Origin of the sequence: Mesobacillus boroniphilus JCM 21738 (genome assembly GCF_000517385.1) — a bacterium.
Taxonomy (GTDB): domain Bacteria; phylum Bacillota; class Bacilli; order Bacillales; family Cytobacillaceae; genus Mesobacillus; species Mesobacillus boroniphilus.
Genome location: NZ_BAUW01000052.1, coordinates 12,870 through 27,274, shown reverse-complemented (window position 1 = coordinate 27,274; position 14,405 = coordinate 12,870). Strand labels below are relative to the sequence as shown.

Below are 14,405 nucleotides of genomic sequence, written 5' to 3'. Positions count from 1 at the left end.
AACAATTCATTTTGTTGCTCTGTCAGAAGCAACTCTTATATATTATCAGGTTTAAAACCCGATGTCAATAAGTTTTTTGTTTTCTTTGTTGCTAACTAAGTAGCTCGCAGCAACAGATATAAATATAGCACCTTTATTCTGCAATAGCAATATCTTTTCACTATTTTTATTCACGGAATTAAAAGAAAGATAATTCATATTTCTGTGTTCAATTTTCACAAGAAATAGCTATTCATTTCTTTCAATATGAAGGAGTATATCATTATTAATCCGGAATAAGAAAAGCGCAAGCGCCTTTTTCAGCCCCGACAAGCGTTGGAGGGCCGACCGAAGCGACTCGAGGGGCTAGGCGCTGGAGCTGGATTAGGAACCTGGATAGTTATCCACATTGAAAATATTTTATAATTTCCTATTAAATAAAAAAGGCAAAACGGCCTGTGCCGTTTTGCCTTTACTCTATCTATTAACGGTGACGCATCAATGGGAATAATAGTACGTCCCTGATGGATGGTGAATTCGTCAGCAGCATTACCAATCGATCGATACCGATTCCGAGTCCGCCAGTTGGAGGCATTCCATATTCCAGTGCTTCGATGAAATCGTCGTCCATTTCGTGCGCTTCGTCATTTCCTTGTTCTTTTTCTTTTAGCTGAGCTTCAAAACGCTCTCTTTGGTCGATCGGATCATTAAGCTCAGTAAATGCGTTCGCATGCTCCCTTGCTACGATGAACAATTCGAAACGGTCTGTAAAGCGTTGGTCTTCGTCATTCTTTTTCGCAAGAGGAGAAATGTCAACCGGATGTCCGTAAATGAATGTCGGCTGGATCAGATGCTCTTCTACCTTTTGCTCAAAGAATTCATTGACGATATGGCCATACTGCATGTGTTCAGTGATTTCCACTCCATGCTCCTTGGCAAGCGCACGAGCTTCTTCCGTGCTCATTTGCGGCCAGAAGTCTACTCCCGTATATTCCTTGATCGCATCTACATGTGGACTCTCTTCCACTCTGGCTTAAGATCGATTTCATACTCGCCATACTGAATAGTTGTTGCTCCAAGAACATCCTGGGCGATGTACGCTACCATGTTCTCAGTTAGGGACATGATGTCTCTCCAGTCAGCATATGCTTCATAAAGTTCAAGCATAGTGAATTCCGGATTATGTCTTGTCGAAACACCTTCATTACGGAATACACGGCCGATCTCGTATACTTTTTCAAGGCCGCCGACAATCAGACGCTTCAAGTGAAGCTCGATCGCGATTCGCATATATAACTGCATATCAAGCGCATTATGGTGCGTGATGAACGGACGCGCAGAAGCTCCGCCGGCAATCGAGTGCATTAATGGCGTTTCTACTTCGAGATATCCTTGTCCATCTAAATAGCGGCGCATTGATTGGATGATGCGGCTGCGGTTGATGAAAGTAGTCTTGCTGTCATTGCTCGTAATCAGGTCAAGATAACGCTGACGGTATCGCTGCTCGACATCCTTCAGTCCATGGAATTTTTCCGGAAGCGGACGAAGTGCTTTCGTCAAAAACACAAAGTCTTGAGCTTTGATTGAAAGCTCGCCAACCTTTGTTTTGAAAAGTGTTCCTTCTATACCGATGATATCTCCAAGGTCTGCTGAATCAAAAACTTCATATTGCTCTTCGCCGACTGCATCTTGGCGAATATAAATCTGAATCTGGCCAGCGAGGTCCTGGATATGAGCAAAGCCTGCTTTTCCTTTCCCACGCTTTGTCATAATACGTCCGGCTATTTTCACCGATACATTTTTCGCTTCAATCTCTTCTTTTTCCAATTCACCATATTCACCAATCAGCTCTTCAGTAAGATGAGTGCGTTCGAATCTTTTGCCGAAAGGATCCATGCCTTTTTCACGCAATGAACTCATTTTGTCTCTTCTGACTCTGAGCTGGTCATTCAATTCTTCATGACTCATATCGCTTTCACTCCAATATATAATAGATTTATTATGTAATCCTGATTATGTTTGGTGGATACTTTTATTATTTTACACAAACAAACGTATTCAGACATTAAAAATCTCTTTTTTTATTCCTAAAAAGAATAAAACTGCCAGTTTGACCACTGGCAGTTAAATTTAAGGATAAAGGTATTATAGGAAAAATGACGGTTAATGTCAATTTTTATCCAACCTGTTGCGCTTCTTGCTCGTTCTCTTTCACTTCTACTTCATCCGCGAAGCTTGTCAGCAAACTGACAATCTCGTCTCTTGTGATGCACTCATTGATTCCATTACGGACTGTTGCGTTTCCACGGATGCCCTTGAGGTACCATGCTGCATGCTTGCGCATTTCGAGCACGGCAATATGTTCGTTTTTCAAAGCGATCAGGCGATCAAGGTGCAGGATGCTGACACTGATTTTTTCGCGTGCGGTTGGTTCACTCATTAATTCGCCTGTTTCCAGGTATTTTACCGTACGGTAGATCATCCATGGGTTCCCTAGAGCAGCGCGGCCGATCATGACCCCGTCTGCGCCTGTCTCGTCAAGCATTCTCTTGGCATCCTGAGGAGTCTGGACATCTCCGTTACCGATTACAGGAATATTTACAGCCTGCTTCACGTCACCGATAATATCCCAATTCGCATTTCCTTCATACATCTGTACACGTGTACGGCCGTGAAGAGCAACCCCTTTACCACCAGCGCGCTCTACAGCTTGCGCATTTTCGATGGCGAAAATATGATCTTCATCCCAGCCCATGCGCATTTTAACCGTAACTGGCTTTTCAACAGCATCCACTACAGCTGATACCATTTCGTAAATCTTGTTTGGATCTAGCAGCCACTTCGCACCTGCGTCACATTTCGTGATCTTTGGCACCGGGCAACCCATGTTGATATCAATGATATCCGCATTCGTATTTTTATCTACGTATTGCGCTGCCCGCACAAGTGTTTCTTTTTCGCCGCCAAAAATCTGAAGGCTCAACGGCTTTTCACGTTCATCTATATATAACATATCGAGTGTCCTATTATTTTGGGAAACAATTCCTTTGTCGCTGACCATTTCGGCACATACAAGGCCAGCGCCGAATTCTTTTACCGTCAGTCGGAACGCAGAGTTGCACACGCCGGCCATCGGTGCGAGGACGACCTGATTTTTCATTTCAATATCGCCAATCTTGAGCATATCATTCCTCCTTATGGTCCTATTAATATATAAATCCTACTGTGGGGTTAATTCATCTATTCCGACATCAAGGAATTCCGCAATCCTATTGATCAGTCTTTCGTCAGGCATCCTGTTGCCACGTTCGATTTCTCCCAGGATGGAGACCGACACGCCCAGCTCTTTTGCGAAGCTTTCCTGCGTATAGCCCTTTAACTTTCGATAAGCGCGAATACGCCTTCCCCATTTTTCTGCTTCCATATTCGTACTCCTTCTCTATCCGGTATACTTAGTAAACAGTTTTTCAGCGGCTCCTTCATCGTTGGGAGCGTGAGATTTGGGTCCATTTCAAGCAATGGAAGGATTACAAACGCGCGTTCGCTCATCCGAGGGTGCGGAATTGTAAGCTTCTCTGTTTCAATATTTTCGTGATTATACAGCAAAATGTCAAGGTCTAACGTTCTAGGACCCCATTTTATTTCCCTTTTTCTCCCAAGGTTCAATTCGATTTCAAGGCAGGTATCCAGAAGTTCAACCGGTTCAAGGCTCGTCTTTACCCGAATGGCCATGTTTAAAAATTGATCCTGGTTAGTGTAACCTACCGGGTCAGTCTCGTAGACGGAAGAAGTATTTACCACCGTGATGTTTTCATGGCTTTCAAGGAGGATGATTGCCTGGGTCAAATACCCAAAGCGGTCACCCATATTGGACCCTAGTGCAATATATGCGTTGTTTTCCACTGTCATCTGCTCCTTGTGATCTCAACTGCGACTGATTTGTAATGCCCTGGTATCGGGGGATCCGGCTTGATGACTTTCACATGGCATGCTTCCACCAGAGAAAAACGCTCAAGAATCGTCCCAGCAATTTTTTCAGCAATCGCTTCTACAAGCTTAAATGGCTGGCCTTCAACGATATCCTTGCAGACCATATATAAATCCGCATAGTTAATTGACTCATTAAGATCATCGCTCTTTCCCGCTTTAGAAAGATCCAGTTCTACCGTTAAATCTACAGCAAAACGCTGGCCCAGCCTTGTTTCTTCAGGGAAAACACCGTGGTAGCCGTAAAACTCCATTTGGTTCACATGTATTTTATCCACTGTATTCACCCTTTCCCATCATCGCGTCCATCATTTTTGCCATTCGTACCATCTCTTTCACATCATGAATCCGGACAATCTGGCAGCCTTTCTGGATTCCGTAACACACGGTAGCTCCGGTACCTTCTGTTCTTTCCGTAACAGGCAGATCTAGCACGCCGCCGATCATCGACTTTTTCGATGTGCCAAGAAGGATGGGATACCCTAAAGACACAAGCGTATCAAGGCGACGCATCATCTCAAGGTTTTCCTTGAGGTCTTTTGCAAAGCCGATTCCAGGGTCAAGGATGATTTGCTCATCGCTTACCCCTGCTTTTTTTGCAATTGTGATACTTTCGTACAAGTCATTCAACACGTCACGGATGAAGTTTGAATAATTGCGGTCATTCCGATTGTGCATCAATATGATCGGTACTCCGGTTTCTGCCGCGACATCGGCAATCTCCGGGTCTTCCTTCGCTCCCCAAATATCATTGATGATGGCCGCTCCAGCATCGATGGCACTTTTGGCAACCTTCGATTTATAAGTATCGATGGAGATAGGTGCCTGAACTTCTTTCGATATGGCTTCAATCGCCGGTACCACCCTGCTAATTTCCTCTTCATCGGAAATCCGTTCATGTCCCGGTCTGGTCGATTCGCCTCCAATATCAAGAATATCTGCTCCGTCAGCAATCATTTGATTAGCATGTAAGACAGCATGATCAAGGTGATTGTATTTCCCTCCGTCTGAAAAGGAATCAGGTGTGACGTTCAATATTCCCATGATCAGTGTTTTATTGGTGAAGTCCAGTGTATAAGGACCGGCCTTTATCACGGTATTCATATATGAGCTCCTCCATCCAATTTCGTTCTGCTCCATAGTGCTTCCCGGCTAGCTGCATATTTGCCCAACAGGCTGTTCGCCAACACGCCTGATTTCCCGGGAAAGCTTTTTCCTGAAAAGTCCCTGACCGGTACGATTTCCTGAATTGAATTAGTTAGGAACATTTCATCTGCTGCTTCGGCTTCTTCCTTTTTGTAAAAGCCTTCACGAACCTTGATGCCTGCGTTGCGGGCAAGTGCGATGATGAATCTGCGGGTGATTCCATTCAAAATCCCCGTGTCGACGGCAGGCGTATACAGGACATCACCCTTGTACCAGAAGATATTCGAGACAATCCCTTCGGCTAAAAAACCTTCACTTGTCAGAAAAATCCCTTCCGTATCCATCGCAGGGCCTGCCTCACGCTTGGCGAGTACATTATTCAGATAATGGTGGGATTTCAGCCGCTCTGCTCCCTCAGGTGTGTTGCGCCTCAAGTCGAGGAGAACAGCCTTTTTCTCACTTATGTCTCCTGCTGGCGGCAGAGGCTTCGCAAATACAATTACATTTGGTTCCCGATAACTATCTGTCTGCAAGCCTATTTCACCATTCCCCGCTGAAACATTGAAGCGGATATAGGCATTCTTGAGATTATTTTTAACTAATAAGCCTTCGAGGATCTTTACACTTTCCTCCCGTGTAAATTCAGCTTCGATATTCAACACACGAAGACTGGCATTCAGCCGCTCGAGATGATCATCCAGCAGAAAAGGATGGCCATTGTAGATCCTGAATGTTTCGAACACGCCCAACCCGTATAGAAAGCCGTGGTCAAAAGGGGAAATAGTGATTTCATCCTTTGAGACAAACTGGCCATTACTGTATACAAACATTATAAATTTACTTCCTTGGAAGTTTTGTAATGGGCAATGAAATTGCGCAGCAGCTGCTTTCCTGGCGTCGTTAAAATGGATTCCGGGTGGAATTGGACGCCTTCAACAGGAAGCGTTTTGTGGCGGATTGCATGATCTCGCCTTCTTCCGTCCAAGCAGAAACCTCCAGGCAATCAGGAAGTGTTTCTTTTTTTACAATAAGCGAATGGTAGCGTGCTGCAGGAAACGGATTCTCAAGTCCTTCAAAAATCGTCTTGCCATCGTGATAGACCATTGAGGTTTTTCCATGCATAAACCGCTCCGCACGGACCACGTCACCGCCGAAAACCTGGGCAATCGACTGATGGCCGAGACAGACACCGAAAATCGGTGTCTTGCCTGAAAATTTCTTGATCGCTTCGAGGCTGATACCTGCTTCATTCGGGCTGCACGGCCCCGGCGAGATCATCAAGAACTGGGGGTCAAGCTCCGCAATGCCCTTGATGGACGTCTGATCATTGCGGATGACATTGAGCTCTTCGCCCATTTCACCCAAGTACTGAACGAGATTATATGTGAATGAATCATAATTATCGATCATCAAAATCATGCTTTACCCTCCGCAAGCTCTTTCGCCTTCCAAAGAGCAATTGCTTTCTTTAAGGATTCTTTGTATTCATTGGCAGGGATGGAGTCGATCACGACACCTGCTCCTGCCTGGACATGAGCTACCCCATCCTTGACGAGCATTGTCCGGATAATGATGTTCAGTTCCATATTGCCGTTAAAACCGAACCAGCCAAGCGAGCCAGTATAAGGCCCGCGTCTCACCGGCTCAAGTTCTTCAATGATTTCCATTGTCCTTACCTTCGGGGCACCGGTAATCGTGCCGCCAGGGAAGGTTGCATTCACAACATCGAACCAGGTCTCGCCCTCTGCCAGCTCTCCCCGGACATTCGAAACGATATGCATGACATGCGAATACTTTTCAATGACCATGAACTCATTGACTTCGACCGTACCGTACTTGCACACCCTGCCGAGGTCATTCCTTTCAAGGTCGACAAGCATGACGTGTTCGGCACGCTCTTTTTCATTGTTGATTAGTTCATTGGCAAGCTGCAAATCTTCTTCATCTGTCCTGCCCCTCGATCTCGTGCCGGCAATCGGCCTTGTGCTGACCTCCGAACCTTTTACTTTTGCTAAAAGTTCAGGCGAACCGCTGACGAGCTGGAAGTCTTGTGTATGCAGGTAACCCATATATGGAGATGGGTTCAGCTTGCGCAGCTGCCGATACACTTCAATCGCTTCCGTCTCAATCGGCTTGGATTGCCTGACAGATAGATTTACCTGGAAGACGTCCCCCTGCGCAATGTATTGCTGCACTTTTTCAACCGCCTCGATGAATTCAGCTTCATCCATGGATACTTGCAGATCATCACGAGCAGGCCTTTTTTCAGCGGCAACCGCTGGTACATCTGCCTCCCACTGACCTTTCCACACTGATAGCCTGTCCTCTGCCAGCTTTTCCTGTCCTTTTTCCGACAGAGCCATGAGCCACAGCTTATCTGTCTGATGGTCAAAAATAAACCATTCCTTGAATAGCTGGAAGTAGACCTCGGGAATTCCGGAATCGTCCTTAGCCAGTGCAGGAAGCTTTTCGATATAACGGGCATAATCATAGCTCAGATAGCCGATCGCCCCGCCCTGGAAATCCGGCAAGCCTTCTACTTCAGGCACTTGATACTTTTCCATTTGACCTTTCATTAACTCTAGAGGGTTTCCCTCCAGTGTAGTTGACAAACCACCCTGTGTGATTGTCAGCTCATTATTTTTACCCGAAAAAATAATCTCAGGATTGAATGCGGCGATACTGTAGCGCCCGCCTCTCCCGCTTTCGAGGATGACATGCTCTTTATATTGTTGTGCAATATGATCATATTGATGAAAAAACGTGAAGCTGTATACGGAATCGTTTCTGATTGAATGCTATAGTGTAGCAAGCTTTTCACCCCTATTTTTTTCTCTTAATACATCATACATGATGAAGGGCGCGCTTTCATTTTTAAAATTGTGGTTTTTTCAAGAAAATCTAGCTATTTTTGAATGGACCTGTTAAATTAGGCTTTGATTTCCTTTCCAGGCGCTTCGCTTTCCGCGGGGCTGGCGGTGAGCTCCTCGCCGCCGTTGGCGCCTGCGGGGTCTCACCTGTCCAGCTGATCCCGCAGGAGTCTTCGCGCCTTCCACTCCAATCAACAGTGCTTAAAAACAATAATAATCTTATGTTATAAGCAAAAAAAGAGACAAGCTAAATCAGCCTGCCTCTTAAATAAAATCAGTCTTCAAATTGGTAAAGTGGTGTGCTCAGGTAGCGTTCTCCGTTACTTGGAATCACTGCCAGCACCTTTTTGCCTTTGCCCAGCCTTTTCGCTGTTTCAAGTGCTGCATAGATGGCTGCACCTGAAGAGATTCCGCCGAGGATTCCTGCTTCTTTTGCTGCGCGGCGGGCATAGTCAAATGCCTGCTCATTCTCAACCTTGATGATTTCATCATATATGTTTGTATCAAGTACTCCAGGAACGAACCCTGCTCCGATTCCCTGGATTTTGTGAGGGCCTGGTTTTCCGCCGGATAATACCGGGGAGTCCGTTGGCTCAACAGCAATAATTTTGATATTCTTGTATTTTTCACGAAGGACCTTTCCAGCTCCTGTGATCGTTCCGCCTGTGCCGATACCAGAGATGAAGGCATCCAGCTGGTCACCCATCTGCTCGACAATTTCAGGTCCAGTTGTTCTTTCATGGATAGAAGGGTTTGCTTCATTCTCAAACTGTTGCGGCATGAAGTAACCATTTTCCTTTGCCAGTTCTGCTGCTTTGCGGATAGCGCCTCCCATTCCTTCTGATCCGGGAGTCAACACAAGTTCTGCGCCATAGGCACGCAGAAGATTCCTGCGCTCCATGCTCATCGTTTCTGGCATGACGAGGATTGCTTTGTATCCTTTGGCTGCTGCCACCATCGCCAGGCCGATGCCTGTATTGCCGCTCGTTGGTTCAATGATTGTATCCCCTTGCTTCAGGGTCCCTTTTGCCTCAGCATCCTCAATCATCGCCAAAGCGATACGATCTTTGACGCTGCTGCCTGGGTTCATGTATTCAAGCTTTAAATATACATCTGCACTTTGCTCATCAACTAGTCCGTTCAACTTCACGATTGGTGTCTGGCCGATCAGCTCTGTAATTGAATTTGCAATACGTACCAAATTACCCACCCTTAATCCGACTATTTTAATTGGTTTTATTAAAATTTACCAGTACTTTAAGTCTATGTCAATCAGTATGCTTCGACATCTGCAAAAATAAGTCTTTTGCCTAGGCTCTTTTCGTACACTTGCTTTCACACCCATCCTACCCGACTCAAAAGCATCATCGAAAAGAGCTCCATCCTTTTTAAACTATCCTATTTTGAATTTCTCTAAACAAGAAAAGCACCGGTTCAGTTTACCAGTGCTTCGTTCGTTATTTCTTCTCTTTGTCCCCATAAAACCAGCTTACTTCCGCATCATTCCAAAACGCCCGTGCTGAAACAGGAATGTCCATTTGTTCAAGGGCAATCTGCCGGCGAATCTGGTTCTTTACATCGCCGTAGGCATATTTCTTCCCTTCTAGTTTTTCATTAAGATAAACAATAGCATATCCATTTTCCACTTTTACAGGTCCTGTCCACTCTCCGGACTTCAGCGATTTCGCTGCTTGAACTACCTTCGGGGAAATGAGCTCATCTTCTTCCGTAACAAAGCCGATGTCTCCTCCTTCATTCGCCGAAAACTCATCGATTGAACGCTCCATCGCCAGAGCAGTGAAGCTAGAACCATCTTTCAGCTCTTTCACCGCTGAGTCAGCTTCCTTTTTCGTTTCGACGATTATTTGCGACAGATGGTAGGATGCAGGAATGTCAAAAAGACTATTATTCTGTTCATAAAAGGACTTCATATCCTCTTCCGATACTTTAACATCCTTCGTTAAAAGCTCTTCTAGCAGCAGACTGTATTTAATTTGCTGCTTCCAGCTTTCTTCGGTTTTTGGCTCATTGCCAGCTGAAGAATACATGGCTTTATAAATTGTCAATTCACGCTCTACGGCCTCGTCAGACACTTTGATGCTATATTCATCGGCCATTTGTTTGACAACTGCCTGGTCAATCAAGTCCCTTAGCGTTTCTTGCCCGTATCTTTCTTCAAGCTCAGTCAGCCACTCCTGGCGGGTGATTGACTCCTTGCCAATCTCCGCCACAGTTTCCTTGTTCCCCTCGAGGATAGCAGGCTTGGCTATCAGCATCACAAGAGTTATCGCGATTCAAAATGGCTAACCCGGCAATAATGTACCAAAGCTGCTTTTTTTCCACTTCTCTTCCCCCAGATATCGCTTATTTCGCTTCTTTCTCTATCTCTTCCAGTTCTTCTTTTGTGAACATGTACTTTTCGTTGCAGAAATGGCAGTGTGCTTCTGCCTGCCCCTCTGTCTCGATCATATCCCGGATTTCCTCTGTGCCAAGGCTGATCAGCGCAGTGCTGAATCTGTCCTTAGAGCAATTGCACTCAAAATTCACCGGCATTGTGTCAAGGACTTTAACGTTCTCTTTTCCAAGTAATTCTTCCAGCAATTCCTCAGGCGTTAAACCTTTTTCAATTAGCTTCGAAACCGGCGGGATCGATTGCAATCGCTGTTCGATTGCTGTAATGGTTTCTTCTGTTGTCCCAGGCATCAGCTGGATGATGAATCCGCCTGCTGCTTTGATTGAGTTGTCTGGGTTAACCAATACGCCGACGCCAACTGATGAATTAACCTGTTCAGAAGTTGCGAAGTAATAGGTGAAGTCCTCTCCAAGTTCACCTGATACAATCGGCACTTGTCCTGTAAAATATTCGCGTAAACCTAAGTCCTTCACGATAGTAAGCGTTCCGTCCGTACCGACGCCTTGTCTTACATCAAGCTTGCCGTGCTCGTTCAAATTGAAGTGGACATGAGGATTCGATACATAGCCTCTTACCTGGCCTTTAGCATTGCTGTCCACAAGAATGAGTCCAAGCGGGCCTCCGCCTTCAATCTTGATGGTCAATTTATCATCGCCTTTGAGCATCGCACCCATCATTACGCCAGCTGCCATTGTCCGGCCGAGTGCCGCAGATGCTACAGGCCATGTATGATGGCGGCGCTGTGCCTCCCCAACTGTCTCAGTCGTTTTTGTTGCATATGCTCTGACCTGACCGTCAAAAGCAAGTGCCCTTACTAAATAATCGTTCATTTTTCTACTCCCTTCGTGCTGTAAAGTTGTATGCATCCTCTCTTTAAGGAAGCTTAATTATGTTTTTCGATATTGCGCTTATAGATAAGCTGAAGGCCCTTTAACGTTAAAAATGGATCCACGACATTAATGATATTCGATTCCTGGGCGATTAAGTTTGCCAGTCCGCCTGTCGCAATCACTTTAGGAGTGACTTTACTCTTATCTATCATCCGTTTAACTATTCCCTCTACCTGTCCAACATATCCATACAGAATGCCAGCTTGCATGGCTGAAACTGTATTCTTACCAACCACGTCATCCGGTCTGCTGATTTCGATACGCGGGAGCTTTGCAGCCCTTGTATAAAGGGCCTCAGTGGAGATGCCGATTCCCGGCGCAATCGCTCCACCCATATAATGATTATGCTCATTGATATAGCAGTAAGTTGTAGCGGTACCAAAGTCGACAATGACCAGCGGGCTACCATATTCATGGATCGCCGCAACAGCATTTACGATACGGTCCGCTCCGACTTCTCTTGGATTTTCATATTTTATGTTCAATCCTGTCTTAATGCCAGGGCCGACCACCAACGGCTTGCGATGGAAGTACTTCTGGCACATCCGCTCAAGCGAGAACATGATTGGCGGAACAACAGACGATATAATGATTCCATCAATATCTGAAAAAGAAAGATCAACATGGTCAAAAAGATTTTTAACGATCATGCCAAATTCATCTTCCGTTCTATGACGGTTCGTTTCTATTCTCCAATGATGCTTTAACTCTTCGTTATCATAAACACCTAACACGATATTTGTATTCCCGACGTCAAAAACAAAAATCAAGCTATTCACCAACTTATTTATAGTTTTCTGGATCAATACTGAAAATATCATATCATAATCGCCGGGAATTCACTAAATAAAGTCACTAGAAAAGCGCAAGCGCCTTGGTCAGCCCCGACAAGCGCTGGAGGGCCTGACAGTGAAGTCGTTCTTTGACTTCATTGGCAGGACCGAAGCATCTCGAGGGGCTAGGCGCTGGAGCTAGAGAAAGAAAAGCGCAAGCGCCTTGGTCAGCGGAAAAACAAAACAGGTGCCCCGCTAAGAGCACCTGCTTCAAGAATTTCTATTCTTTTGTATTTTCATCGATAGCCTTTGGATCTTCGATGACTGAGTCGACTTTCTTATCAGTCTCTTCGATTGCAGGCATGTCATCTTTTTTCTTATTGATCGTTACTTTCATGTCGTCATTCTCAACACTGACTTTGCGGTCAGGAAGACGGCCATGGTCGATCAAATGCTTGATTTGTTCTGCATCAAGGGTTTCAACCTCTAACAATGTGTTCGCAATTATATCAAGCTTATCACGATGCTCTGTTAGAAGGTTTTTCGCTCTTGCATAGCAATCCTTGATGATCATTTGGATTTCAAGATCAATTTCATATGCGATCTTGTCAGAGTAGTTTTGGTCATTGTTCAGGTCACGGCCTAAGAATACTTGACCCTGTGCCTGGCCGAACTGCATTGGTCCGAGCTTATCACTCATACCGAATTCAGTAACCATTCTTCTTGCAATGCCTGTCGCACGCTGGAAGTCATTGTGGGCACCTGTGCTTACTTCACCGAAGACTACTTCTTCAGCAACACGGCCGCCGAGGAGGCCAGTGATTTTATCAAGAAGCTCAGGCTTTGTCATGAAGTAACGGTCTTCCTTAGGAAGCATGACGGCGTAGCGCCGGCCTGTCCGCGAGGAACAATCGTTACCTTGTGGACCATTTCCGCTTCATCTAGGACAACCCCGATGACGGTATGGCCAGCTTCATGGAACGCAACAATATTTCTTTCTTTCTTGGAGATGACACGATTTTTCTTGGCAGGACCGGCTATGACCCGGTCTGTTGCTTCATCCAGATCCTCCATGTCTATCTTCTTCTTATCTCTTCTGGCTGCAACAAGCGCAGCTTCGTTCAATAAGTTTTCAAGATCCGCTCCAGAGAAACCTGGAGTCCGGGTAGCAATACTTTTTAAGTTAACCGATTCATCCAACGGCTTATTTCTAGCATGTACCTTCAATACAGCTTCACGGCCTATGACATCAGGACGGTCAACTGTGATTTGGCGGTCGAAACGCCCAGGACGCAGCAATGCTGGGTCAAGTATATCAGGGCGGTTGGTAGCGGCTACGATGATGATCCCTTCGTTGGCACCGAATCCGTCCATTTCTACAAGCAACTGGTTAAGCGTCTGTTCACGCTCATCATGCCCTCCGCCAAGACCAGCGCCACGCTGGCGGCCGACTGCATCAATTTCATCTATGAATATGATACATGGAGCATTCTTTTTAGCTGTTTCAAATAAATCACGCACACGTGATGCACCGACACCGACAAACATTTCTACGAAGTCGGAACCACTGATTGAGAAGAATGGCACTCCAGCTTCCCCTGCAACAGCACGGGCAAGCAAAGTCTTACCAGTACCAGGAGGTCCTACCAAAAGGATTCCTTTTGGAATACGTGCCCCAAGGTCAACAAACTTACGAGGATCTTTCAGGAATTCCACAACCTCGACAAGCTCTTGCTTTTCTTCATCTGCGCCCGCGACATCCTTAAAGCGGACTTTCTTCTTTTCTTCGTTATAAAGCTTTGCTTTGCTCTTGCCGAAGTTCATGACACGCTTCCGCCGCCCTGAGCCTGGTTCAGCAAGAAGAAGAACAGAATGAAAATGATGATAAACGGAATGATGGACGTAAAGAACGTCACCCATCCACTTGTTTCCTTAGCAGGCAAAATTTTAACATCTGCAGCTTCAGCTGCTTGTTCGATTCTGTTAAGAGTCTCCGGATTGTCCCAGACATATGTGATGAAGCCCTTTTCTTCTTCCTGGCCTTCCAACTGGCCTCTCACTTCATACACACCACGTTCAGGCTGCAGCGTTAAATCACCTTCAACATTGCCTGCCTCTAGTTCCTGCATGAATTTATCGTAAGAGATTGGTTCTGTTGGCTGGTTATTGCCATTGAAGAAACTCACAACTCCGATAATGACTAAAAATATCAATAAATAAAAGATGGTATTACGGAAGATCCGATTCATCCCTTACCTCCTCCCACGGTAGACAAACTATACTAAATAGTATCATAGCAATTTATGCTAATACAAGAAATTAACATTCAGAATATTTGCTTCTTACC

Annotated in this window: 12 protein-coding genes and 3 pseudogenes; all 15 read right to left on the bottom strand. The window is 45.4% G+C overall.

The window, feature by feature from the left end:
• Nucleotides 1-463 precede the first annotated feature (463 nt).
• The 15 genes and pseudogenes from lysS to ftsH all read right to left on the bottom strand — a co-directional run bounded on the left by lysS (nucleotide 464) and on the right by ftsH (nucleotide 14,307).
• Nucleotides 464-1,947: pseudogene (gene lysS, locus JCM21738_RS14095) on the bottom strand (lysine--tRNA ligase).
• Between the two features lie 208 nt (nucleotides 1,948-2,155).
• The gene (gene dusB, locus JCM21738_RS14090) at nucleotides 2,156-3,163 is read right to left on the bottom strand and encodes a tRNA dihydrouridine synthase DusB (RefSeq protein ID WP_023613283.1); all 1,008 of its coding nucleotides are present in this window, start codon (nucleotides 3,161-3,163) and stop codon (nucleotides 2,156-2,158) included.
• Nucleotides 3,164-3,199: 36 nt separating this feature from the next.
• Nucleotides 3,200-3,403 (bottom strand): helix-turn-helix domain-containing protein, encoded by a 204-nt coding sequence (locus JCM21738_RS14085; RefSeq protein ID WP_023613284.1) that lies wholly within the window; start codon nucleotides 3,401-3,403, stop codon nucleotides 3,200-3,202.
• Nucleotides 3,355-3,882: a 2-amino-4-hydroxy-6-hydroxymethyldihydropteridine diphosphokinase gene (gene folK / locus JCM21738_RS14080; RefSeq protein ID WP_023613285.1), complete on the bottom strand. Its 528-nt coding sequence runs from the start codon at nucleotides 3,880-3,882 to the stop codon at nucleotides 3,355-3,357. Before folK ends, JCM21738_RS14085 begins: the two co-directional genes overlap by 49 nt.
• Nucleotides 3,883-3,884: 2 nt before the next feature.
• Complete coding sequence (folB, locus tag JCM21738_RS14075; protein ID WP_023613286.1) at nucleotides 3,885-4,244, bottom strand: dihydroneopterin aldolase; 360 nt, start codon at nucleotides 4,242-4,244, stop codon at nucleotides 3,885-3,887.
• Nucleotides 4,237-5,070, bottom strand: a complete 834-nt coding sequence (folP, locus tag JCM21738_RS14070) for a dihydropteroate synthase (protein ID WP_023613287.1) — start codon at nucleotides 5,068-5,070, stop codon at nucleotides 4,237-4,239. The genes folB and folP overlap by 8 nt, the downstream gene beginning before the upstream one ends.
• Nucleotides 5,067-5,942 carry an aminodeoxychorismate lyase gene (gene pabC, locus JCM21738_RS14065; RefSeq protein ID WP_023613288.1) on the bottom strand — a complete coding sequence of 292 codons (876 nt, stop codon included), beginning with the start codon at nucleotides 5,940-5,942 and terminating at the stop codon, nucleotides 5,067-5,069. The genes folP and pabC overlap by 4 nt, the downstream gene beginning before the upstream one ends.
• Nucleotides 5,942-6,531 (bottom strand): annotated as a pseudogene (gene pabA / locus JCM21738_RS14060) (aminodeoxychorismate/anthranilate synthase component II). Before pabA ends, pabC begins: the two are co-directional and overlap by 1 nt.
• Nucleotides 6,528-7,853: an aminodeoxychorismate synthase, component I gene (pabB, locus tag JCM21738_RS14055; protein WP_173401230.1), complete on the bottom strand. Its 1,326-nt coding sequence runs from the start codon at nucleotides 7,851-7,853 to the stop codon at nucleotides 6,528-6,530. Before pabB ends, pabA begins: the two are co-directional and overlap by 4 nt.
• Nucleotides 7,854-8,256: 403 nt before the next feature.
• The gene (gene cysK, locus JCM21738_RS14045) at nucleotides 8,257-9,183 is read right to left on the bottom strand and encodes a cysteine synthase A (RefSeq protein ID WP_023613292.1); all 927 of its coding nucleotides are present in this window, start codon (nucleotides 9,181-9,183) and stop codon (nucleotides 8,257-8,259) included.
• A gap of 256 nt (nucleotides 9,184-9,439) precedes the next feature.
• Nucleotides 9,440-10,213: a peptidyl-prolyl cis-trans isomerase gene (locus JCM21738_RS14040; RefSeq protein WP_369385752.1), complete on the bottom strand. Its 774-nt coding sequence runs from the start codon at nucleotides 10,211-10,213 to the stop codon at nucleotides 9,440-9,442.
• Nucleotides 10,164-10,325: a hypothetical protein gene (locus tag JCM21738_RS27425; protein ID WP_369385751.1), complete on the bottom strand. Its 162-nt coding sequence runs from the start codon at nucleotides 10,323-10,325 to the stop codon at nucleotides 10,164-10,166. The genes JCM21738_RS14040 and JCM21738_RS27425 overlap by 50 nt, the downstream gene beginning before the upstream one ends.
• 21 nt (nucleotides 10,326-10,346) lie before the next feature.
• Nucleotides 10,347-11,225, bottom strand: coding sequence for an Hsp33 family molecular chaperone HslO (hslO, locus tag JCM21738_RS14035; RefSeq protein ID WP_023613294.1), 879 nt, complete (start codon nucleotides 11,223-11,225; stop codon nucleotides 10,347-10,349).
• Nucleotides 11,226-11,278: 53 nt separating this feature from the next.
• Entirely contained in the window at nucleotides 11,279-12,106 is an 828-nt protein-coding gene (locus JCM21738_RS14030; protein WP_023613295.1) for a type III pantothenate kinase, read from the bottom strand.
• A gap of 232 nt (nucleotides 12,107-12,338) precedes the next feature.
• A pseudogene (gene ftsH / locus JCM21738_RS14025) lies at nucleotides 12,339-14,307 on the bottom strand (ATP-dependent zinc metalloprotease FtsH).
• Between the last annotated feature and the right edge of the window lie 98 nt (nucleotides 14,308-14,405).

Excerpts from the sequence above, each read along its gene's own strand:
- dusB (WP_023613283.1), bottom strand. The coding sequence starts at position 3,163 with ATGCTCAAGATTGGCGATATTGAAATGAAAAATCAGGTCGTCCTCGCA.
- JCM21738_RS14085 (WP_023613284.1), bottom strand. The coding sequence starts at position 3,403 with ATGGAAGCAGAAAAATGGGGAAGGCGTATTCGCGCTTATCGAAAGTTA.
- folP (WP_023613287.1), bottom strand. The coding sequence starts at position 5,070 with ATGAATACCGTGATAAAGGCCGGTCCTTATACACTGGACTTCACCAAT.
- pabC (WP_023613288.1), bottom strand. The coding sequence starts at position 5,942 with ATGTTTGTATACAGTAATGGCCAGTTTGTCTCAAAGGATGAAATCACT.
- hslO (WP_023613294.1), bottom strand. The coding sequence starts at position 11,225 with ATGAACGATTATTTAGTAAGGGCACTTGCTTTTGACGGTCAGGTCAGA.
- JCM21738_RS14030 (WP_023613295.1), bottom strand. The coding sequence starts at position 12,106 with ATGATATTTTCAGTATTGATCCAGAAAACTATAAATAAGTTGGTGAAT.